Source organism: Streptomyces sp. NPDC104371 (assembly GCF_055583785.1).
This window is the reverse complement of record NZ_JBVJNF010000006.1, coordinates 128,641-149,458: the sequence shown is the minus strand read 5'-3', so window position 1 is coordinate 149,458 and position 20,818 is coordinate 128,641. Positions and strand designations below refer to the sequence as shown.

At 71.8% G+C, this 20,818-nt stretch carries 19 protein-coding genes; 5 read left to right on the top strand and 14 right to left on the bottom strand.

From position 1 onward, the window contains the following. Nucleotides 1–6: 6 nt before the first annotated feature. The 9 genes from ACZ60T_RS19985 to ACZ60T_RS19945 all read right to left on the bottom strand — a co-directional run bounded on the left by ACZ60T_RS19985 (nucleotide 7) and on the right by ACZ60T_RS19945 (nucleotide 9,971). A complete protein-coding gene (locus ACZ60T_RS19985; protein ID WP_365628948.1) occupies nucleotides 7–831 on the bottom strand; it encodes an HAD family hydrolase in 825 nt (274 codons plus the stop codon). Then, the gene (gene serS, locus ACZ60T_RS19980) at nucleotides 828–2,105 is read right to left on the bottom strand and encodes a serine--tRNA ligase (protein WP_469667085.1); all 1,278 of its coding nucleotides are present in this window, start codon (nucleotides 2,103–2,105) and stop codon (nucleotides 828–830) included. Before serS ends, ACZ60T_RS19985 begins: the two co-directional genes overlap by 4 nt. A gap of 568 nt (nucleotides 2,106–2,673) precedes the next feature. Further along, nucleotides 2,674–3,606: a prephenate dehydratase gene (gene pheA / locus ACZ60T_RS19975; protein WP_252426491.1), complete on the bottom strand. Its 933-nt coding sequence runs from the start codon at nucleotides 3,604–3,606 to the stop codon at nucleotides 2,674–2,676. Nucleotides 3,607–3,686: 80 nt separating this feature from the next. Further along, nucleotides 3,687–5,051, bottom strand: a complete 1,365-nt coding sequence (gene efeB, locus ACZ60T_RS19970) for an iron uptake transporter deferrochelatase/peroxidase subunit (RefSeq protein WP_469667084.1) — start codon at nucleotides 5,049–5,051, stop codon at nucleotides 3,687–3,689. A gap of 6 nt (nucleotides 5,052–5,057) precedes the next feature. Beyond that, nucleotides 5,058–7,001: a copper resistance CopC/CopD family protein gene (locus ACZ60T_RS19965; protein ID WP_469667083.1), complete on the bottom strand. Its 1,944-nt coding sequence runs from the start codon at nucleotides 6,999–7,001 to the stop codon at nucleotides 5,058–5,060. A 13-nt stretch (nucleotides 7,002–7,014) separates the two neighbouring features. Continuing rightward, nucleotides 7,015–7,479 (bottom strand): copper chaperone PCu(A)C, encoded by a 465-nt coding sequence (locus ACZ60T_RS19960; RefSeq protein WP_365628960.1) that lies wholly within the window; start codon nucleotides 7,477–7,479, stop codon nucleotides 7,015–7,017. Next, a complete protein-coding gene (locus ACZ60T_RS19955; protein ID WP_469667082.1) occupies nucleotides 7,476–8,150 on the bottom strand; it encodes an SCO family protein in 675 nt (224 codons plus the stop codon). The genes ACZ60T_RS19960 and ACZ60T_RS19955 overlap by 4 nt, the downstream gene beginning before the upstream one ends. 106 nt (nucleotides 8,151–8,256) lie before the next feature. Continuing rightward, entirely contained in the window at nucleotides 8,257–9,012 is a 756-nt protein-coding gene (locus ACZ60T_RS19950) for a YcnI family copper-binding membrane protein (protein ID WP_469667081.1), read from the bottom strand. Between the two features lie 152 nt (nucleotides 9,013–9,164). Continuing rightward, nucleotides 9,165–9,971 carry a hypothetical protein gene (locus tag ACZ60T_RS19945; protein ID WP_469667079.1) on the bottom strand — a complete coding sequence of 269 codons (807 nt, stop codon included), beginning with the start codon at nucleotides 9,969–9,971 and terminating at the stop codon, nucleotides 9,165–9,167. Nucleotides 9,972–10,211: 240 nt separating this feature from the next. Between ACZ60T_RS19945 and ACZ60T_RS19940 the strand changes: the two genes are divergently transcribed. Continuing rightward, nucleotides 10,212–10,667, top strand: coding sequence for an ATP-binding protein (locus ACZ60T_RS19940; RefSeq protein WP_365628972.1), 456 nt, complete (start codon nucleotides 10,212–10,214; stop codon nucleotides 10,665–10,667). 124 nt (nucleotides 10,668–10,791) lie between these two features. Here the strand turns inward: ACZ60T_RS19940 and ACZ60T_RS19935 are convergent, their stop codons facing one another. Together ACZ60T_RS19935 and ACZ60T_RS19930 are read right to left on the bottom strand one after the other, a co-directional pair. Then, nucleotides 10,792–12,264: an aminopeptidase P family protein gene (locus ACZ60T_RS19935; protein ID WP_469667078.1), complete on the bottom strand. Its 1,473-nt coding sequence runs from the start codon at nucleotides 12,262–12,264 to the stop codon at nucleotides 10,792–10,794. Nucleotides 12,265–12,373: 109 nt separating this feature from the next. Continuing rightward, complete coding sequence (locus ACZ60T_RS19930) at nucleotides 12,374–13,735, bottom strand: PP2C family protein-serine/threonine phosphatase (RefSeq protein ID WP_365628978.1); 1,362 nt, start codon at nucleotides 13,733–13,735, stop codon at nucleotides 12,374–12,376. A 622-nt stretch (nucleotides 13,736–14,357) separates the two neighbouring features. Here ACZ60T_RS19930 and ACZ60T_RS19925 point away from each other — a divergent pair. Together ACZ60T_RS19925 and ACZ60T_RS19920 are read left to right on the top strand one after the other, a co-directional pair. Next, nucleotides 14,358–15,023 carry a bifunctional DNA primase/polymerase gene (locus ACZ60T_RS19925; RefSeq protein ID WP_469667077.1) on the top strand — a complete coding sequence of 222 codons (666 nt, stop codon included), beginning with the start codon at nucleotides 14,358–14,360 and terminating at the stop codon, nucleotides 15,021–15,023. Between the two features lie 56 nt (nucleotides 15,024–15,079). After that, the gene (locus tag ACZ60T_RS19920) at nucleotides 15,080–15,673 is read left to right on the top strand and encodes a hypothetical protein (RefSeq protein WP_469667076.1); all 594 of its coding nucleotides are present in this window, start codon (nucleotides 15,080–15,082) and stop codon (nucleotides 15,671–15,673) included. Nucleotides 15,674–15,917: 244 nt separating this feature from the next. Here the strand turns inward: ACZ60T_RS19920 and ACZ60T_RS19915 are convergent, their stop codons facing one another. Further along, nucleotides 15,918–16,907 (bottom strand): DUF5926 family protein, encoded by a 990-nt coding sequence (locus ACZ60T_RS19915; RefSeq protein WP_365628987.1) that lies wholly within the window; start codon nucleotides 16,905–16,907, stop codon nucleotides 15,918–15,920. A 165-nt stretch (nucleotides 16,908–17,072) separates the two neighbouring features. Then, a complete protein-coding gene (locus ACZ60T_RS19910; RefSeq protein WP_365628989.1) occupies nucleotides 17,073–17,609 on the bottom strand; it encodes an ATP-binding protein in 537 nt (178 codons plus the stop codon). Here ACZ60T_RS19910 and ACZ60T_RS19905 point away from each other — a divergent pair. After that, entirely contained in the window at nucleotides 17,566–17,691 is a 126-nt protein-coding gene (locus tag ACZ60T_RS19905) for a hypothetical protein (protein WP_365629221.1), read from the top strand. The two genes, ACZ60T_RS19910 and ACZ60T_RS19905, sit on opposite strands and share 44 nt — an antisense overlap. A 110-nt stretch (nucleotides 17,692–17,801) precedes the next feature. On the opposite strand, the gene ACZ60T_RS19900 is transcribed toward ACZ60T_RS19905, so the two are convergent. Continuing rightward, on the bottom strand, nucleotides 17,802–18,611 hold the full coding sequence (locus tag ACZ60T_RS19900; protein ID WP_469667074.1) for a glycerophosphodiester phosphodiesterase: 810 nt from the start codon (nucleotides 18,609–18,611) through the stop codon (nucleotides 17,802–17,804). A gap of 282 nt (nucleotides 18,612–18,893) precedes the next feature. Between ACZ60T_RS19900 and ACZ60T_RS19895 the strand changes: the two genes are divergently transcribed. Then, the gene (locus tag ACZ60T_RS19895; RefSeq protein WP_469667072.1) at nucleotides 18,894–20,510 is read left to right on the top strand and encodes a S1C family serine protease; all 1,617 of its coding nucleotides are present in this window, start codon (nucleotides 18,894–18,896) and stop codon (nucleotides 20,508–20,510) included. Nucleotides 20,511–20,818 lie beyond the last annotated feature (308 nt).

Sequence of the window (20,818 nt, the reverse complement as noted above, 5' to 3'; positions counted from 1 at the left end):
GAGCAGTCAGCCCTGTCCGAGCAGTCCTTCCAGGACGACGGCGATCCCGTCGTCGTCGTGGGAGAGCGTCACCTCGTCCGCGACCGTCTTCAGGTCCTCATGGGCATCGGCCATGGCCACCCCGCGGGCGGCCCACGTGAACATGGGGATGTCGTTGGGCATGTCGCCGAAGGCGATCGTGTCCGCGGCCTTCAGCCCCAGCCGACGGGCCGCCAACGACAGACCCGTCGCCTTGGTCAGGCCGAGCGGAAGGATCTCCACGATCCCCTCGCCCGCCATCGTCACGCCGACCAGGCCCCCGGCCGCCTGCCGCGCCGCCTCGGTCAGTTCGTCGTCGCTCAGCGTCGGGTGCTGGACGTACACCTTGTTCAGCGGCGCCGACCACAGCTCCGCCGGGTCCGTGACCGGGCGGTACGGAAGCGGCCAGCCGTCGATCCGGTAGCCGGGGCCGACCAGGACCTCGCCGTCCAGCCCGTCCCTCCCGGCGGCCAGCAGCAGCGGACCCACCTCGGCCTCTATCTTCGCCAGCGCGAGGCCCGCGAGCTGCCGGTCCAGCGTCAGCGACGTCAGCAGCCGGTGCTCCCCCGCGTCGTAGACCTGCGCCCCCTGACCGCAGACCGCGAGGCCCCGGTAGCCGAGGTCGTCGAGGACATGCCGCGTCCAGGGGACCGCGCGCCCGGTGACGACGATATGGGCGGCGCCCGCCGCGGTGGCCGCGGCGAGCGCCTCACGGGTGCGCTCCGAGATGGTCCCGTCGGAGCGCAGAAGCGTTCCGTCGAGGTCGGTCGCGATCAGTGGGTAGGGGAATCCGGCGGGCTTGCCCGTGCTCACTTGGCCACGGGCTCCAGCAGCTCCCGGCCGCCCAGGTAGGGGCGCAGCACCTCGGGCACCCGTACGGAGCCGTCGGCGAGCTGGTGGTTCTCCAGGATCGCCACGATCGTGCGCGGCACGGCGCACAGCGTGCCGTTCAGCGTCGACAGCGGCTGCACCTTCTTGCCGTCCCGCATACGGACCGACAGACGGCGGGCCTGGAAGCCGTCGCAGTTGGACGTCGAGGTCAGCTCGCGGTACTTGCCCTGGGTCGGGATCCACGCCTCGCAGTCGTACTTGCGGGACGCCGACGCGCCGAGGTCGCCCGTCGCCACGTCGATGACCTGGAACGGCAGTTCAAGCGCGGTCAGCCACTGCTTCTCCCACTCCAGGAGCCGCTGGTGCTCGTTCTCGGCGTCCTCGGGGGCGACGAACGAGAACATCTCGATCTTGTCGAACTGGTGCACACGGAAGATGCCCCGCGTGTCCTTGCCGTACGTACCGGCCTCACGGCGGAAGCACGGCGAGAAGCCCGCGTAGCGCAGCGGCAGCTTCTCCGCGTCGAGGATCTCGTCCATGTGGTACGCCGCGAGAGGGACCTCGGAGGTACCGACCAGATAGAAGTCGTCCTTGTCCAGGTGGTACACGTTCTCGGCGGCCTGGCCGAGGAAGCCCGTGCCCTCCATGGCGCGCGACCGGACCAGGGCCGGGGGCAGCATCGGGGTGAACCCGGCGGCCACGGCCTGCGCCATCGCCGCGTTGACGAGCGCCATCTCCAGCAGGGCGCCGATACCGGTCAGGTAGTAGAAGCGCGAGCCGGAGACCTTCGCGCCGCGCTCGACGTCGATCGCGCCGAGCGCCTCGCCGAGCTCCAGGTGGTCCTTGGGCTCGAAGCCCTCGGCGCCGAAGTCGCGGATGGTGCCGTGCGTCTCCAGGACGACGAAGTCCTCTTCGCCGCCGATCGGGACGTCCGGGTGCACCACGTTGCCGAGCTGGAGCAGGAGGCGGCGGGTCTCCTCGTCGGCCTCGTGCTGCTCGGCGTCGGCGGCCTTGACGTCGGCGGCGAGCCGGCTCGCCTTCTGCAGCAGTTCGGCCTTCTCGTCACCCGAGGCCTTGGGGATCAGCTTGCCGAGCGCCTTCTGCTCGGAACGAAGCTCGTCGAAGCGGACGCCGGACGACCTGCGCCGCTCGTCGGCGGAGAGGAGGGCGTCGACGAGCGCGACGTCCTCACCACGGGCGCGCTGGGAGGCGCGAACACGGTCGGGGTCCTCACGGAGCAGGCGAAGGTCAATCACCCCTCAAGGCTACCGGTGTCACGTTCCGGCCCACGACACAGTATTTGGATCCGCGGTCCGTGAGCCGTCATGAAGGAATGACGCTGCGTGTCAATTACCCGGCCGGTGCTTCTCGGGAGGGGCAGCCCGGCGGTCGCCGGTTGACTCGACTTCCTTGCGCGGAAGGGGACTTGGGGCGCGCTTGTCCACAGGCATCCACAGCTTCGCAGAGTTATCCACAGGCTGTGTGGAAGGTCTGTGGATGCCGGAGGTGATCATTCCGAATGTCGCGAGCGAACAGAGGATTTCCCGGTCCAAACCCGCACTACACACTCTTTCGGGCGGAAAGGGTTCGCTTCAAAGGGTGGGTCGAAAGAAACAAGTGGACAACTGTGACGGATGTGGCGGTGGACCGGGGGTGGATGCGCGGTGCGGGTTCCCGGCATCCGCCGCGCAATGGTGTCGACTTGTCCCCAGATCGAGAAGCTGACCTGTGGATAACCTGGGTGGGTGGTGAAAATCCGCAGGTAGGACAGGACGATATGACCGGCCCTCCCACAAGCGCTCAGGGCTCCGGGAGAACCGGCCTCTAGAACCGGCCGTCCTGGCAGCGCGCCACCCAGTCCGCCGCGCTCATGAACGTGTCGTCCGACGTACCCGGATGCAGCGCCCGGACATCGGCCGGCGTGATGTCCGCGCGCGGATACGAGCCGAGGAAGCGCACCTCCCGGCAGATCCGCTTGAGCCCCATCAGGGCCTCGGCGACCCGGCGGTCGGAGATATGACCCTCGGCGTCGATGCAGAAGCAGTAGTTCCCGATGCCCGCCCCCGTCGGGCGGGACTGCAGCAGCATCAGGTTGACGCCCCGTACGGCGAACTCGCCCAGCAGATCGCGCAGGCCACCGGGGTGGTCGGTGCGCTGCCACAGGACGACGGAGGTCTTGTCCGCGCCGGTCGGTGCCGCCGGTCGGGCCGGACGGCCGACGAGGACGAACCGGGTCTGCGCGTTCTCCGCGTCGTGGATGTTCGTCTCCAGCGGCACGAGGCCGTAGCGCGCGGCGGCGAACTCGCCCGCGAACGCGGCGTCGTAGCGCCCCTCCTGGACCAGGCGGGCGCCGTCCGCGTTGGACGCGGCCGACTCCCAGACCGCGTCCGGGAGGTTGGCCTTCAGCCAGTTGCGCACCTGGGGCTGCGCGGCCGGGTGCGCGGTGACGGTCTTGATCTCCGAGAGCGCGGTGCCGGGCCGGACCAGGAGCGCGAAGGTGATCGAGAGGAGCACCTCGCGGTAGATCATCAGCGGCTCGCCCGCGACCAGTTCGTCGAGCGTGGTCGTGATGCCGCCCTCCACCGAGTTCTCGATCGGTACGAAGGCGGCCTCGGCCTCGCCGCTGCGGACGGCGTCGAGGGCCGCGGGGATCGAGACCATGGGGACGAGTTCCCGGGTCGCCGCCTCCGGCAGCGTACGGAGCGCCACCTCGGTGAAGGTGCCCTCGGGGCCGAGATACGCATAGCTGGCTGGCATGGCCTCACCCTAATGCGCGGGACCGGACCGGGCCCGCGCTCCAGGACGCCATGGCCCCTGCGGGGGACACGCGCGCCCGCTCACCCCTCCAGCAGCCGCTGCCCCACGTACTCTCCCTTCGCGGCCCCGCCCGGCACCGCGAACAGACCGCTCGCCTCATGGCGGATGTACTGCGACAGCGCGTCCCCCCGGTCGAGCTTGCGCTGCACCGGTACGAAGCCGCGCAACGGATCCGCCTGCCAGCAGATGAACAGCAGCCCCGCGTCGGGCGTCCCGTCCGCGGCGATGCCGTCGTGGTACGAGAAGGGGCGGCGGAGCATCGCGGCGCCGCCGTTCTGGTCGGGCCGGGTGATGCGCGCGTGCGCGTTGAGCGGCACGACCAGCTTGCCGTCGCGGCCGGTCTTCTCCAGGTCCATGGCGGTCGTCTCGGTGCCGCCGCTGAGCGGTGCCCCGGTGGACTTGCGGCGCCCGATGACCTCCTCCTGGGCCGGGAGCGCGAGCTTCTCCCAGTCGTCGAGGAGCATGCGGATCCGGCGTACGACGGCATACGAACCGTTCGCCATCCAGGCCGGTTCGCCCTCGGCGGCCACGAAGATACGCCGGTCGAAGTCGGCGTCGTCCGGCTTCGGGTTGTTCGTCCCGTCGACCTGGCCCATCAGATTGCGCGCCGTCATGGGCCGCACGGTCGCGCCCGGTGAGCGGTTGAAGCCGTTCATCTGCCAGCGGATCCGGGCGGCTCTCCCGGCGTCCTTCTGGATCGCGCGCAGGGCGTGGAAGGCGACCAGCGCGTCGTTGGCGCCGATCTGCACCCAGAGGTCTCCGTTGCTGCGGGACGCGTCGAGCCGGTCGGAGGAGAAGGCGGGCAGCGGGTCCAGGGCGGCGGGGCGCTGCTTCTGAAGTCCCGTACGGGAGAAGAAGCTGTTCCCGAACCCGAAGGTGATCGTCAGGGACGACGGTCCGGCGTCCCGGGCGACATCGGTGTCGTCGTGCGGGGCGCCCTCGCCCGCCATCAGCCGCTCGGCGGTCGCCGACCAGCGGCGCAGCAGCGCGGCGGCCTCCTTGCGGCCCGCGCCCGACGCCAGGTCGAAGGCGACGACATGGCCGCGGGACTGGAGGGCGTCGGTGATCCCGGCCTGATGTTTCCCGTGAAACATCGCCCGGTCCGCGCCGAGCGAGGCCAGCGGTGTTGTGGCCTTCTCGGACGGCGCGGCGGCGTATCCGGTGGCCCCGCCGACGGCCCCGAGCGCGAGCCCGGTGGCGCCTGCGGTCCCGAGGAGCCGCCGCCGCGAGATCCCCGCCGCAGGGGTGGAGCGGTCGGCCTCGGCGGCCGTCGGAGCGTCGGGGACGGAACCGGCGTCCTCGGCGCCTTCGGCCGGGCGACGGCCCCGGCCCTGCTGAGAGGGGACGCTCTCGCGGGACGCGCGGGGCGTGGTCTGGTCAGCCATGGTGATTCAGCCGATCTTCGCGTTCTTGTTCACGGTCACTTGGTCGATGTCGGAGGTGCGGACGGTCACCGCGATCTCCCAGTCGCCCGCCATGGGGATCTGCACACCGCTCTTCGACCAGTGACCGGTGGTGATGTGTTCGGGGGTGATGGGCAGGGGGCCGATGCCCTTCGCCTTGAGCGTGAAGGCGATCTTCACCTCGGGGACGTCGAAGGCCTTGCCGTTCGGCCGCACCACGAAGACATGCAGGTCGTTGCCGCCCACGCGGGCCGGGTCCAGGGTGAGGTCCACCGTGCCCTTGCCGTTCTGGCCGCCCGTGTCGAAGGGGAGGCGCAGCGACACGGGACCCGAGGCCTGCGCGGTGGCGGGGGTGGCCGCCCTGACCGCCTCCTCGGTGCGTCCCGGTTCGGTGCTCGTCAGCACGGTGGTGACGGCGAGCAGGACGACCGCGACGCCCGCCTCGGCGAGTACGGAACGGCGCAGTCCGGAGCGGAGCGGGTCGGCGTCCCGGAGTTGCTTGGTGCGTGCCGCGGCCATGGCGGCCTGCTGCCGGGCCAGTTGGGCGGCGCGCCGGGGATCACGGGAGCCCGAGGCCCCGCCCTTAGGCCGGGCCTTGGCCGCCGCCGGCGCCGACTTGGGGCGTGCCACCTGCGCCGGTTGCTGCGCGAGCTGTGCCGTCCAGCGCCGGGAGATCCGGGCGATGCCGACGAGGACGGCGATCAGGCCGACCTTCGCGAGCAGGAGCTGTCCGTACGTCGTCCCGGTCAGCGCCGACCACGAGCCGACCTGGCGCCACGACTGGTAGATCCCGGTCGCGGCAAGGACGATCACGCTGGTGAACGCGACCTGCGAGAAGCGCCGTACGGCCACCGCGTCGATCGACGGTCCCCGGTACAGCGCCACCAGCAGGGCCGTGAGCCCGCCCAGCCAGGTGGCGACCGCCAGCAGATGCAGGACGTCGACCGGCATGGCGACACCGGCCTGGATCCCCGTCGAGGCGTGCTCGGCCACCGCCCAGGTCGTCGCGATACCGGCCGCGACGGCCGTGCCGCCGAGGGCGAGTCCGAGGGTGAGGTCCCGCTGCTCGACGGTCCCGGAGGCCTCCGCGTCCCGCTTCGCGTACGCCCCGAAGAGCACCGCGAGGAACAGGGCCGCCACCGCGAGCAGCAGCAGCCGGGAGACGAGCGCCGCCCCGGACTTGGTCTCCAGGACCTGTCCGAGCAGGGACAGATCGAAGACGTCGGCCGCCTTCCCTGAACCGGTGTACGAGCCGCGCAGCAGCAACAGCGCGAGCGTCGCCGCGGTGAGCGCCACCCACCCGCCGGCCACGAGCCGTTGCACCGCCCGCACCCCGGCGCCCCGCGGCCAGCAGGCCAGGACGAAGGCCGCGCCGCCGACCAGGACGATGAACCCCGCGTACGCGACGTACCGCGCGAGCCCGTAGAGCCCGCCGACGACTCCGCCGCCCACGGCCTGACCGGAGGCCTGGACCGTGGTCGCGGAGGGGGCGCCGATGGAGAACGTGAAGGCGCCCGCCACCGGATGGCTGTCCGCGGAGACCACCTGGTACGTGACCGTGTAGGTGCCGTCGGACAGCCCCGCGCGCAGCTTCACGCCGTACGTCGTCCCCTTCAGGGCGACCGGCTTGCCCGTGTCGACGCGCCCTCCCTTCGGGTCGAGGACCCGCAGCGAGCTGTCGGAGAACGCGACCTGCTCGGAGAAGGTGAGCGAGATCTGGGCGGGCGCCGTGTCGACCACCGCTCCCTGTGCGGGGTCGCTGCCCGTCAGCGCGGCGTGCGCGGAGGCGGGGGCGGCCCCGCCCAGCAGCGCGCCCGCGACGGCGAGCAGCAGGACCAGCAGCCCGCGGACCGTCCGGAACCGCCGCGGGGGCCGGGTGGCCGCGCGCGCGGTCCGTCGTACGGGGCTGTCGGGAGCGATGGTCGGCGTCACAGCGGTCTCTCCCTCAGTGCCCGGTCTTCGGGGCGTAGGTGGCCGGTTTCACCGGCATGTCGACCGTGATCGTCCCCGAGGTGGCGAAGTGCAGCCGCAGCGACACCTTCTCGCCCTCCTTCGGCTTGTGGGCGAGCATGTCGAACATGAGGTGGTTGCCGCCGCGCTCCAGTCGGAGCGCGCCGTCGGCGGGCACGGCGAACGACTTCTGTTCGCGCATCGCGCCGTCCTCGGTGGAGTGCATCGTCACGTGTTCGGCGAGGTTGCTGGTGACGGAGGTGAGCGTGTCGGCGCCCCCGGAGTTGGTGACGGTGAAGAAGCCGGCCGCCATGTCGCTGCTGACGGGCACGGGCATATAGGCACCGGTGATCTTCAGCTCCGGCTTGTCCGAGGACGAGCCCTCCGCGCTGCCGCAGCCCGCGAGGAGCACCCCCGCCGCCGTGATCGCGGCCGCGCGGCCGAGGAGGCGGTGGTTCACGGCTTCTCTCCCTTGATGATCTTGGGCAGGTCCTTGGTGTAGTCGTCGACGGTGGTGTCCTCGCCGTACACCACATAGCCCGCGTCGGTCTTCGGCGAGAACGCGATGACCTGGGAGCCGTGCATGGAGACGATCTTGCCGTCCTTCTCCTTCTTCGGCGCCTCGATGCTGATGCCGAGCGTGCGGGCGCCCGCCTGGATGGTGGGGAAGTCACCCGTCAGGCCCACCACGTCGGGGTCGATGCCCTTGAGCCAGGTGCCGAGGGCGGAGGGCGTGTCGCGCTGGGGGTCGGTCGTGACGAACACGATCCGCAGCGAGTCCTTCTGGGCTTGCGTGAGCTGCTTGTTCTGCTCCACCGCCTTCTTGGCGACGGCGAGGTTGTTCATCGTCAGCGGGCAGACGTCGGGGCAGTGCGTGTAGCCGAAGTAGATCAGCGTCGGCTTGCCCTTGGTCTCCGCACGGAGGTCGTACTTCTTGCCATGGGTGTCCGTGAGGACGAGATCCGGCTTCTCGAACGGCTGGTCGAGGACCGTTCCGGGCTTGTCGGAGCCGGACTCGGCGGAGACCTGGGTGACCGGACTGTCGCTTCCGCTGTCGGCGCCGCAGGCCGAGACGGTGAGGGCGACGGCGGCGAGAAGGCCGGCCAGGGGGAGTGTCTTCTTGGTGCGCATAGAGAGATGTTCCAGAGGTGAGGGGGCCGGTGGGCGCCGGGGTCGTACGCGCTGCCTCACAGCGGTGGTCGTACGGCCCGGCGCGGGCCCGGGGACGAGTCGGTCGTCAGACGGTGTCGGAGGTACGCCGACGCCCGGCCAGTACGCCGTAGGCGACGCCCGCCGCGCCGATGACGATGCCGACGAGGCCGAGGACCCGGGCGGTGGTGTCGCTGTTGCTGCCTGAGGTCGCCTTGGTGCCCTGGTCCCCGGAGGTGGAGGCGGCCTCGGCGGTGGCGCCGTGCTGCCCGGAGGCGGCGGTCAGTTCGAGCGCCGGGGCGGGGTTGGCGGGTTCGGGCTGGCCCTTCTGCTGCGGCTCGATCCAGCGCACGACCTGGTCGTCGGAGTACGTCTGGAGGGCCTTGAAGACGAGCTGGTCCGTGTTCTCCGGGAGCGGGCCGATCGAGAGCGGGAACTTCTGGAAGTAGCCCGGCTCGATGCCCTTGCCGGTGGAGGTCCAGGTGACCTTGGTGACGGCCTCGTCGATCCGCTGTCCGTGCAGCGAGACCGGCTTGTCGAGCTTGGACTTGGTGACCTCGGCCTTCCAGCCGTCGACCGGCTGCGGCATCACCGAGGGGAGCGGATGGTCGGCCGGGAAGCTGACCTCGAGCTTCTTGGTCGAGGCGTTGTCCCGCTCGTTCGGGACCTTGAAGTCGACCACCGCGTAACCGCCCTTGGTGGCCTCGCCCTCCGGCTGCACGCTCACATGCGCGAACGCGGGCCCGGACAGGACGAGAACGGCCGCCGCGGCCGTGGCACCGACGGCGGCCAGGCGGGACAGCTTCGAGGAGGGCGTGAGGATCTTCAGGGCAGGGCTCTTCATGACAGGGCACTCCACTTCGAGTGAGAAGTCCGTTGACGGAGGAGAAGGACGCGTGCGCGCGGCCCCACCGCGGGAGCGGGCCACGGGTACGCGCGCGTGCCGCACGACGGCGGCCCCTCGGCGAAGACGAGTGGGGTGAGCGGCGCGGCGCGTCAGGCAGCGAGGGCGAGGGAAGTGGAGGACGGCGGTCCGCGACGGACCACCGTGTGCTGCAGCGCGGTCGTCCGCGGCTTCAGGGGTACGAGGAACCAGGCGCGCGGGAGACGCGGCCCCGTCCCGGACCCTGCGGGGAGCCCCGCCAGCAGGGCGCGCACCAGCGCGCACACGGACCGCAGGGACCGTACGAGCGTCCCGTCCGCGATCTCCTGCGTGGACAGCCGGATGATCCGCAGCAGCGCCAGGTCCCCGCGGCGCAGCACCCAGCCGGCCGCGACGCCCGCGAGCACATGGGCGAGCAGCATGGGCACGGACGGCAGCACCGCCGCCCATGAACCGCCCGCGGCGGACAGGGCGTCCGGGTGGTGCGGGGCGGTCGCACCCGTCCCCGTACCGATCCGCGCGTCGGTGAGGATCTTCTGGGCCTGTGCGGGGGAGAGCGTTCCCGCGCCGCACATGATGCGCGCGGCCCGCTCCACCAGCGTGGCGTCGGGCGTGGCACCCGGCGTCATCGGGACGGCCGTGGAGTGCTGCCCCAGCCCGAACAGCATGTGCAGCATCGTCTGGCCCGCGACGAGGAGCGCGGCGATACCCGGCAGCGAGCGCTCGCGTCCCGCCAGCGCGGCGGCGACGACGAAGATCCCGAGGAACCCGGCGCCCAGCGTCCACAGCGGGACGGCGGCGCAGGAGGCGAGCCCGTGCCCGGCCGCGGCCAGCGCGACACAGACCGCGGCGAACACCGCGGCCCGCAGGACCCGGAGATCGCATCCGGTGCGCGCCGTGCGCTGGGGAAGGGCACTCATGGCGGCCTCATCATCCCACTGGCCCGACCGGCTTCGTACGGCAGGTCCACAAGTTGGCGCAGATGCGGTCATCGCACCGCGGGCCCGGAAGATCACGTTCTGGCGGGCCGCCCGTCCATACACCGATCCGGCTCCCGGCACATCCGCCGCACGGGCGGGATCTCCTCGCTCGGGTGATTGCGCCGGGGCACTCGCGGCAATACGTAACGGTATGTCGAGCCACGGCCAGGAGGCTGGAGCATGAGCATCTGGTGGTCACTCCATCTGCCGTGCGAAGCCGCGAGTGTGCCCTTCGCCCGTCGGCTCCTGCTGGGCACGATGGAGTCCGCGGGCGTCGATCCGGACGTCTCCCACGATCTGTCCGTGGCCCTCAGCGAGGCCTGCGCCAACGCGGTCGAGCACGGCGGCGACCCCGCCTGCGGCGAGCGGCCCGAGGTGTACCAGGTCACGGCCTACCTCGACGGCGAGACGTGCCGCATCGAAGTCGCCGACTCGGGCCCGGGGTTCGCCCCCGAAAGATCCCGCCCCGTGTTCCGGCCCGTCCACGCCGACGCCGAGCACGGCCGGGGCCTCGGCCTCATCCGGGAACTCGCCGATCACGTCCACATCGGCAACACACCGGACCGGGGCGGAGCCGTGGTGAGCTTCGACAAGATCCTGAAGTGGGTGGACGGCACCCCCGCGGTGGCCGTCTGAGCAAGGGCGCCCGACCGGGCGGAAGGGCACCGGACACACGTCGGCCGACCGCGGGCGACGTGATCGCCCGCGATCGGCCTCCCCTCATGACGCCGTGGTCATGAGGGCCGTGTCAGCGGAAGTGTCAGCCCTTCAGGGACGCCATCCACGTCTCGACCTCGTCGGAGCGGCGCGGCAGACCGGCCGACAGGTTCCGGTTGCCGTCCTCCGTGACCAGGATGTCGTCCTCGATCCGGACGCCGATCCCGCGGTACTCCTCCGGGACGGTCGTGTCGTCCGCCTGGAAGTACAGACCCGGCTCGACCGTGAGCACCATGCCGGGCTCCAGCGTTCCGGCCACGTAGGTCTCCGTCCGCGCCGCCGCGCAGTCGTGGACATCCATGCCGAGCATGTGGCCCGTGCCGTGCAGCGTCCAGCGGCGCTGCAGGCCCAGCTCCAGGACCCGCTCCACCGGGCCCTCGACCAGGCCCCACTCGACCAGCTTCTCCGCGAGCACGCGCTGCGCGGCGTCGTGGAAGTCGCGGTACTTGGCGCCCGGCTTCACCGCGGCGATACCGGCCTCCTGGGCCTCGTACACGGCGTCGTAGATCTTCTTCTGCAGCTCGCTGTAGGTGCCGTTGACCGGCAGCGTGCGCGTGACGTCGGCGGTGTAGTACGTGTGCGTCTCCACACCGGCGTCCAGCAGGAGCAGGTCACCGGAGCGGACCGGGCCGTCGTTGCGCACCCAGTGCAGCGTGCAGGCGTGCGGGCCGGAGGCGCAGATCGAGCCGTAGCCGATGTCGTTGCCTTCCACGCGCGCGCGGAGGAAGAACGTTCCCTCGATGTAGCGCTCGGAGGTGGCCTCCGCCTTGTCGAGGACCTTCACCACGTCCTCGAAGCCGCGCACGGTCGAGTCGACGGCCTTCTGCAGCTCGCCGACCTCGAACGCGTCCTTGACCAGACGCATCTCGGAGAGGAAGACGCGCAGCGCCTCGTCCCGCTCGGCGGTCACCTTGTCGCGCAGGGCGGCCTCGATACCGGCGTCGTACCCGCGGACCACGCGGACCGCGCCGGTGGCCTCGGCCAACTGCTCCGGCAGTTCGCGCACGTCCGACGCCGGGATGCCGTAGAGCTGCTCGGCCTCGGCCAGCGAGTGGCGGCGGCCCACCCACAGCTCGCCCTGGCCGGAGAGCCAGAACTCGCCGTTCTCACGGTTGGAGCGCGGCAGCAGATAGATCGTCGCCCGGTGGCCGTCCGTCCCGTCCGCGGCGGTCTCCGGCTCCAGTACGAGGACGCCGTCCTCGGTCTGGTTGCCCGTGAGGTACGCGTACTCGACGGAGGCGCGGAAGGCGTACTCGGTGTCGTTGGAGCGGGTCTTCAGATTGCCCGCGGGGATCACCAGGCGCTCGCCGGGGAAGCGTGCGGAGAGGGCGGCGCGGCGGGCCGCGGTCTCGGCGGACTGGGCGATCGGCCGCAGGTCGTGCAGCTCGGTGTCGGCCCAGCCGGACTGCATGTTCTCGGCCAGCTCGTCGGACACGCCCGGGTACAGGCCGTTCTTGCGCTGCTTGATCGGCTCTTCTTCGGCAGTCTCCGGGGTCTCCGGGAGCTCTTCTGCCACGGTCATCCTCCTTGCTACGGCACTGGGCCTTCCCCATCGTACGGTCGTACGGAAGAGGGCCCAGAGCCGGACGGACTGTGACCAAATGATCAAGCGTGGGGCCGGGGACTCACTCGAACCGGGCCGCCAGCAGCACCACGTCCTCGGTGCCGTCCGCCCCGTCGAGCCCGCCCGGCAGCATGCTGTGCAGGACGTGGTCGGCGACGGCTCCGGGGTCGCAGCGCATCGGCCGCGGCACGCTCGCCGCCGCCGCGTGCAGCCGGGCGAAGGCGCGGTCCATGGGGTCGCCGGTGCGACGCAGCAGACCGTCGGTATAGAGGAGCACGGTCTCGCCGGGCTCCGCGGCCAGTTCGATGCTCGGCGCCTCCCAGCACGCGAGCATCCCGAGGGGCGCCGACAGGGAGGTCTCCACGAACTCCGTGCGCCGGGCGCCGATCACCAGGGGCGGGCTGTGCCCGGCCCCGGCGAGGGTGACCTTGCGCAGCGCGGGCTCGCAGTAGGCGAACAGGGCGGTGGCCGAACGGGCGGGCTCGGTGAGCCGCAGCAGCAGTTCCAGATCGGACAGGACGGCGACGGGGTCCTCGCCCTCCATCACGGCGTACGCGCGCAGAGAGGCCCGCAGTCGGCCCATGGCGGCGACCGCGCTGGGCCCGGACCCGGTCACGGACCCGACCGCGAGTCCGAGCGCGGCGTCGGGCAGCGGCAGCGCGTCGTACCAGTCGCCGCCACCGCGCGCACCGCTGCGGCGCCGGGCGGCGAGCTGGACCCCACAGACCCGGGGCAGCCGGGAGGGAAGCAGTTCCGCGCAGATCGTCGTCATGGCCGCGCGAGCGCGCTCGGTCTCGATCAGCCGCGCCAGATGCTCGGTCGCGTAGCGCGCGTACAGACCGACGAGATGGCGGCGGCGGTCGACCGGCTCGGCGGGCTCGTCGTAGAGCCAGACGGCGGCGCCGAGCCGGCCCGCGGCGTCGCTGGACAGGGGCAGCGCGTAGCTCGCGGCATAGCCGAGGCGGGCGGCCACCTCGCGGTGGCGGGGGTCGAGCCCGTCCTCGGAGAACAGGTCGGGCTGGGCGATCTCGCGTTCGCCGCCCGGCAGTCCGTCGAGGATCCTGCCGTACGACAGGGAGCTGCGCGGCACGGTCTCGATGTGCCCGAGGTCGGCGCGGCCCAGGCCGAGGCCGATGGTGGTGTCGGGGCCGAGGCCGTCGCACGGTTCCAGGACGACGAGACCGCGCCGGGCGCCCACGAGGGCGGCTCCGGCGCGCAGCAGTTCCTGGAGCGCTTCAGTGAGGCAGTCGGTGCGCGCGAGGCGTTCGGTGAGTTCGTGCAGGGTCGTCAGGTCGGAGACCCAGCCGGCGAGTCGGTCCTGGACGGCCGCGGGGTCCGCGGGGGCCGATGAGGCGGCCGAGAGGGCGGATGCCGGCGCGACAGTGTGTGCGGGTGAGGGAACCGTTGAATCGATTCCGGCCACTTTCGATGGGTGAGGGGCAGTCATGGCGTCCGGCCTTCGAACCGACGCACAGTGCTCGATAGCATCGCAAAACCCCCATGTCATTCTGCGCCGCGAGCAGTGGCTCCACATGTACACGCACTTGTAAGGGGATGTCCAGCATTGTCCTGCGGGGATTCCTGGTGTCCGTGTGGCGCTCCTGTGTTCTTACAGAGAAGGGAAGTTGGCCGGAAACAGCCTCGGGTGGCGCCCTCTTGCGGTCGACTGACCTTGTTCGACAGAGCGTCACAACGGTCGTGATGGGTACGTACTCGGTGAAGGCCAGGGCGGTTGGGGGTCACCCGGAACCTGGCGCCGGACCCGGGCGTCCTAACCATCGACGGCCGAGCCCCACCCCTCCCGTGACGGAGGCGGCGAGCACGAGCGGGACGGCGAAACGCCAGGTGCCGCCACCCCGCGCCAAGCCCATGTTGCTGATGGGCGCAGTACGGACACGAACGCAGTCACAGCTCGACCTCAGGGGTTCCCCTTGTCCGGCGCAGGGGCGTGATGCACCGGCAGGTACGCACAGCGAAGTGATCGACACATGGTGTGATGTGGCCCTCGGTGTTGCCAGGCGTGCAACGGAAAGGAACGAGCGCTCATGCGCGAGATCCTCGGAAGGCGACGCAGGCTCCTGTCCGGGCGGAACGGCGGGAGACCTGAGGTGATCGGCGCGGCCCTGACCTTCGCGACCGAGTGGCAGTGGCCCGTTCTCCCGGGGGTGGCCCCGAGTACGCGCGGCCGGGCCCGCTGCGGGTGCCCCGACCCGGAGTGCACGGTGCCCGGTGCCCACCCCTTCGACCCCGGACTGCTCGCGGCCACCACCGACGAGCGCATGGTGCGCTGGTGGTGGACCAACCGGCCGACCGCGCCGATCGTGCTGGCCACCGGGGGCACGGCGCCCTGCGCGGTGAGCCTGCCCGCCCTCGCGGCCTCGCGCGCGCTCGCCGCGCTCGACCGTACGGGCATGCGCCTCGGCCCGGTCGTGGCGGCACCGCATCGCTGGGCGATCCTGGTGGCGCCGTATTCCATGGAGCAGCTCGGCGAGTTGCTCTACGCCAAGGACTTCGTCCCCGGGTCGCTGCGCTTCCACGGCGAGGGCGGCTATCTGGCGCTGCCTCCGTCCCGGACGGGGCACGGGGAGGTCCGTTGGGAGCGGGCGCCGCTGCCCGGTTCCGCCGCGCCCTGGGTCCCCGACGTGGAGGCCGTCGTGGACGCGGTCGTCACGGCCCTCACTCGTACGGGTGTGAGCGCTCCGGAGTTCTAGGGGTGTCGGGCGCGCGGCGGACCGGGCGCCCGTGAACGGTCGATATCTTCGGCCCCATGCTGTTTCGTCCTGGTGGGTGCGGGGAGCGGTGTTCGCCGGTTCGCGTCGCCGGTCGGCCCGACCCCCGCAGGGCCCGGCTGCACGCGCTGTTGGGTCTGGTGGCGACCTTGGCCGTGCTGCCGCTCGCCATGGCGTCCGCCCGACCGGCCGACGACGCGGACCGCACGGTCGCCCTCCCGCCGCCGCAGGATGACGCGAAGCTTGCGGTCCTCGCCCCCTCCCGGCCGTGGGGACTCGGTCTGTCCACCACCGTCCGCTGCGGCCCGGAGCTCACCTCTGTCGACGGCGTCGAGGCGCAGACCTGCGTCCTCGTCCAGGGGCGCGACATCTGGGCGCGCGCGTACTACCGCAACGCCACGGGCAGGAAGCTGAGTTCGTATCTGAGCTTCATGGGACCCGGCGGCCGTGCCGTCGAGACGCGGTGCGCGGTGGGCGCGGGGGACGTCCGGGAGATGTGCGATACGCCCCGGCTGCTCATGACGGGCGACGCGGCGCGGTACTCGGCGGTCGCGGAGTTCGCCCGCGGTGACGGCGGCGGACCACTGCTGCTGCGCTCGGGAAGTGACCCGGGCGGGCCGGGCGGGGAGTGATGCGGCGGCCTCGTACGTCAGTTGACGGAGTTCCGTGCCGCACATCGCGTATGGAAAGGCCCGGTTGCTGGCGACGGGGGATGCACCAGCAACCGGGCTAATGGAACGGTAACAAGAGATCGGCTTTTCGCAAATTCGATCTCGGCTATTCGGACACCGGCTCACCTGTCACAGCGGTGCGGTGTGACAGGTCTCACCCGTCCCGGATGCCGTGGGCCGAGGGCGCGGTCGGCCGCGCCGGGCGTCAGCTCAGCGTCACCTGGCGGTTGGTCAGTCCGCCGCGCGCCCGGCGCTCCTCCGCGGTGAGCGGCGCGTTTGAGGCCAGGGCGGTCGCGAGGCGCTCGGCGAACTCGGCCACCGGCTTCTCGAGGTCCTCCGCCACCGTCTCGCCCGGCAGATCCCAGACCGGCACCGTGAGCCCGTGCGCGCGGAAGGAGCCGACCAGGCGCGTGCCCTCGCCGAGGCCGGACTGCCCTGCCGCGTGCAGCCGGGCCAGCGCGTCCAGAAGCCGCTCCTCGGGGTGCGGCATGACCCACCGCAGGTGGTTCTTCTCCGGGGTCTCGCACCAGTACGCCGCGTCCGCGGCCGCGAGCTTCGCGGTCGGGATGGCGGCCTCGTTGGCCCGCTCCAGGGAGGCGGCCACCTCGGGCGTCGCGTTCTCCGGGTCGGGGACCCAGAACTCGAAGCCGCTGTGGACGACCGGCTCGAACGCGCCTTCGGGGTCCAGCAGATCCTGGAGCCGGGGGCCGTCGGCGGGCGCGCGACGGCCCTCCACGGGCGAACCGGGTGCCACGGTGAGGGCGCGCTGGAGCGTGTCCGCGAGGTCGCGGCTGAGGTCGCCCGACGCCGTGTCGTTCTGCAGGCCGAGCAGGACCGAGCCGTCCTCGCGGCGCAGCGCCGGCCACGCCATCGGCAGGACCGTCGCGAGCGTGACGGACGGGACACCCTCGGGGAGGGCGTCCTTGAGCTTCAGCTCGACGGTCGCCGCAGGCACCAGCTCGCGCAGCGCCACCCAGTCGCACTCACCGGGAAGCCCCTCGAACGGGCGCTGCACCAGCTCGGTCACCGCGTGGGCCGCGGCCCGGCCGTGACAGGCCTTGTAGCGGCGGCCACTGCCGCAGGGGCAGGGCTCGCGGGCGCCGACGACCGGAACGGTCCCCTCGGTGCCCGCGGCAGGGGCACCGGTGGCGGGCTGCGGGCGCTTGCCCTTGGTCTGGGGTCGCTTCTTGGCCATCTGGGTGTCTCCCGGTTACGGCTCGTTTCGTACGGGCGCGAGCCTAATGCCTCGTACGGCGGCCGACGGGATCTTGTGGACAACGCTCCGGGGGCGCCCCGGTGAGGAGGCCCGGCTCCGGGCCGTATCGCTTGTCGTACTGCCTGCCGTATCGGTCGCGGTGCCTCAGTCGACCTCGTCGAACGCGTCCGCGAAGTCCAGGTCGGCCGACACGGAGGGCGCCGTCACCCGCGCGGCGAAGTCCTCGCGGCGGTGTGCGGAGCCGAGGTCGTCCTGGACGACGACCCAGACCGTGACCTCGCCGCGCGCGTCGTCGCGGACACCCCAGTCCTCGGCCAGCGCCGTGATGATGTTCAGCCCGCGACCGCCGCGCGCGGTGACCGAGGGGGTCGCCGGGACCGGGCGGGTGGGGCCCCCGCCGTCCGTGACCTCGACCGTGAGCCGGCCCGAGGTGTCGACGCGCCACGCGGCGCGCACATCACCGTCCCCGGCCGGGCGGTCGCCGAGCGGCCTGCCATGTCGGCAGGCATTGCTGAGCAGTTCCGAAAGGATCAGTACGGCATCGTCGATGACCGATTCCGACACGCCACCCGTCCGCAGGTGCGCGCGCATCCGGTGTCTCGCCTCCCCCACGCCCGCAGGACCATGGGGTACGGCCATGCACGACGACGTGGGCACCTCCTGTGCCACCACCAACGCCACCCCCGAGACCTCCTTCGCCCCACGCCACGGTGTGAATGCCCCACCGGACTGGGCCGGAAACCGCCCCCTGTACGTGTGGTGACGCACTAGTGACGGTCGGACACGGACCGAACGCGCCGGTGCACTCCCTGTAGTCATGTGGCCGCATATCGGCCCGTACAGCGGGGTCTGTGGTGGAAGGAGTCGTTCCGCTCAGCGGCCGAGCTGGTGCAGCACCGCGCGCGGGCGGTTGGTGATGATGGCGTCGACGCCCAGCTCGACGCAGAGATCGACGTCCTCGGGCTCGTTCACGGTCCATACGTGGACCTGGTGTCCGGCCCGCTTCAGACGCTGGATGTAACCGGGGTGACTGCGCACGATCCGGATCGCGGGACCCGCGATCCGGACCCCGGCCGGCAGCCGTCCGTCACGCAGCCGAGGAGAGAGGAACTGGAGCAGGTAGACCGTCGGCAGCGTCGGCGAGGCGGCCCGCACGCGGTGCAGCGAGCGCGCCGAGAAGCTCATGATCCGTACCGGCGACCGGTCCGGTGACTGCGGGGCGTCCAGGCCGAATCGCTTCAGCAGGACCAGCAGCCGCTCCTCGACCTGCCCGGCCCACCGCGTCGGATGCTTCGTCTCGATGGCCAGATCGATGGGCCGCCCGGCGTCGGCGACGAGTTCGAGCAGCCGCTCCAGGGTGAGGACGGAGGTGTCCCCCGGGTCCTGCGGCCGGTGCTCCCAGTCGGGCTCCTCGTCGCGGCTCTTCCAGGAACCGAAGTCCAGGCTGGCGAGGTCCGCGAGTTCCAGGGCGGAGACCGCGCCGCGGCCGTTGGACGTGCGGTTGACGCGCCGGTCGTGGACGCAGACGAGGTGGCCGTCCGCGGTCAGCCGGACATCGCACTCGAGGGCGTCGGCGCCGTCCTCGATCGCCTTCCGGTACGCGGCCAGAGTGTGCTCGGGTGCTTCTTCGGAGGCTCCGCGATGGGCGACCACCTGGATCGAATGCTGTCGTGCGTGGCTCACCGCGTCATGGTGTCACCGCAGGGAAGAGCGTGCGGAGCCGGGAGGCGGCGTCGAGGCGTCGGCAAGGTGTCGGGAATGCAGAATTGTGTTCGGAAGGGTCCGATATAAAGGACGGTCAGAGACCCACAGTTACCGCTTACGGTGGCCTGACGTCCTGTGGGAAAAGCTTGACGGCGTACCCCAGCACCATGCACAGCCGAAGCGCGCCCGGCACCGCGCGGAGCGAGCGAGTGCGGCCGAGTGCGATCCAGAACAACCAGCCGTGGAACGAGGAGAAGAGCTGTGAGCACCGAGAACGAGGGCAACGCGGTACCCCCGGCCCCGTCCGCACCTCCCGTGCCGGTGGACGCTCCCGCTCCCGCGCCGGGCGCCGCCGGGGAAGAGCACGCGCCGGCCGGTGGGACGCCGACTCCGGCCGCGCAGGACACCCCGCCCGCGGCTCCGGTCGCGGAGGGCACCACCCCGCCTGCGGCCCCGGCCGTGGAAGGCGCCACTCCGTCTGCGGCCCCGGCCGCCGAGGGCACTCCGCCCGCGGCTCCGCCCGTGGGTAGTGCACCGGCCGCACCGGCAGCGGTGGGCGCGCCGCAGCCGCACGGCGCGCAGGCGGGTCCGGTCCCGCCGATGCCCGCCGCGCAGTCGGGTGGCTTCCCGGCCCCCGAGGCGGGATGGCCGCCACACGCTCCGGTCGGTCCGGCTCCCGCCCCCGGGTACGGGGGCGGAAGTGCGAGCGGTGTGTGGGGCGCGTCGTACTACCAGCCCGCGCCGCAGCCGAAGAAGAGGGGACGTGGCGGACTGGTCGCCGCGATCCTGGTCGCCGCGCTGGTGGCGGGCGGCGTGGGCGGCGGTATCGGCTACCGGTTCGCCAAGAACGACAACGCCGACGGCTCGACGACGGTCTCCGCCGCCACCAGCGGCGGTGACGTCAAGGTCCGCTCCGGCTCGATCGCGGGTGTGGCCGCCAAGGCGCTGCCGAGCACGGTGACCATCGAGGCCGCGGGCAGCAACGGCCAGGGCGGCACGGGCACGGGCTTCGTCTTCGACAAGCAGGGCCACATCATCACCAACAACCACGTCGTCGCCGAGGCCGTCGACGGCGGCAAGCTCACGGCGACGTTCCCCGACGGCAAGAAGTACGACGCCGAGATCATCGGGCACGCGCAGGGCTACGACGTCGCCGTCATCAAGCTCAAGAACGCCCCGTCGGACCTCAAGCCGCTCCCGCTCGGTGACTCCGACAAGATGGTGGTCGGCGACACCACGATCGCGATCGGCGCCCCCTTCGGCCTGTCGAACACGGTGACGACGGGCATCATCAGCGCCAAGAACCGCCCGGTGGCCTCCAGCGACGGCAGCTCCGGCAGCAAGGCGTCGTACATGAGCGCCCTGCAGACGGACGCCTCGATCAACCCGGGCAACTCCGGCGGCCCCCTGCTGGACGCACGGGGCGCGGTGATCGGGATCAACTCCGCGATCCAGTCCACGGGCAGCGGCGGCGGGTTGGGCGGGGGCGGTCAGTCCGGCTCGATCGGCCTGGGCTTCGCGATCCCGATCAACCAGGCCAAGTACGTCGCCCAGCAGCTCATCAAGACGGGCAAGCCGGTGTACGCGAAGATCGGGGCCTCGGTCTCGCTGGAGGAGTCCGCGGGCGGAGCGAAGATCACCGACGAGGCCGCGGGCGGCTCCGCCTCGGTCGAGGCGAACGGACCCGCGGCCAAGGCGGGCCTGAAGCCGGGTGATGTGATCACCAAGCTCGGCGACCGGGTGATCGACAGCGGCCCGACCCTGATCGGTGAGATCTGGACCCACAAGCCCGGTGACAAGGTCACGGTCACCTACCAGCGCGACGGCCGGTCCCACACGACCGACGTCGTCCTGGGCTCCCGCGTCGGCGACAGCTGAGAACGACGGAGACGCGAGAGGGGCTGCCGAGGATCTCGGCAGCCCCTCTCCCTTGTCGCGGCGACCGCGCGGGCAGTGCCCGCCGCGTCCGGCGCCGGTCCCTCCCCTCGTGGGGACCGGTGCCGAACGGCGGGCGGCGTAGATCGCTCCGTACCCGTACGGAGGGGACACGGCCGGACCGTGGTCGGTGCGGCAGAGGTTCCGTCGGGACCGGCTCCACGGCTCTCTCGAAACTCTCGCGACGAGACTGCCGCCACTGTTCTGTCAGTTCGGCGAAATCCGGCCGAGAACATGCGGCGCGGTGAGTG

Coding starts and splice junctions, on each gene's coding strand:
- pheA (WP_252426491.1), bottom strand. CDS start 3,606: ATGCCAGCCAGCTATGCGTATCTCGGCCCCGAGGGCACCTTCACCGAG.
- ACZ60T_RS19905 (WP_365629221.1), top strand. CDS start 17,566: ATGCACGACGACGTGGGCACCTCCTGTGCCACCACCAACGCCACCCCC.
- efeB (WP_469667084.1), bottom strand. CDS start 5,051: ATGGCTGACCAGACCACGCCCCGCGCGTCCCGCGAGAGCGTCCCCTCT.
- ACZ60T_RS19925 (WP_469667077.1), top strand. CDS start 14,358: ATGCGCGAGATCCTCGGAAGGCGACGCAGGCTCCTGTCCGGGCGGAAC.
- ACZ60T_RS19940 (WP_365628972.1), top strand. CDS start 10,212: ATGAGCATCTGGTGGTCACTCCATCTGCCGTGCGAAGCCGCGAGTGTG.
- ACZ60T_RS19945 (WP_469667079.1), bottom strand. CDS start 9,971: ATGAGTGCCCTTCCCCAGCGCACGGCGCGCACCGGATGCGATCTCCGG.
- ACZ60T_RS19915 (WP_365628987.1), bottom strand. CDS start 16,907: ATGGCCAAGAAGCGACCCCAGACCAAGGGCAAGCGCCCGCAGCCCGCC.
- ACZ60T_RS19955 (WP_469667082.1), bottom strand. CDS start 8,150: ATGCGCACCAAGAAGACACTCCCCCTGGCCGGCCTTCTCGCCGCCGTC.
- ACZ60T_RS19950 (WP_469667081.1), bottom strand. CDS start 9,012: ATGAAGAGCCCTGCCCTGAAGATCCTCACGCCCTCCTCGAAGCTGTCC.
- ACZ60T_RS19920 (WP_469667076.1), top strand. CDS start 15,080: ATGCTGTTTCGTCCTGGTGGGTGCGGGGAGCGGTGTTCGCCGGTTCGC.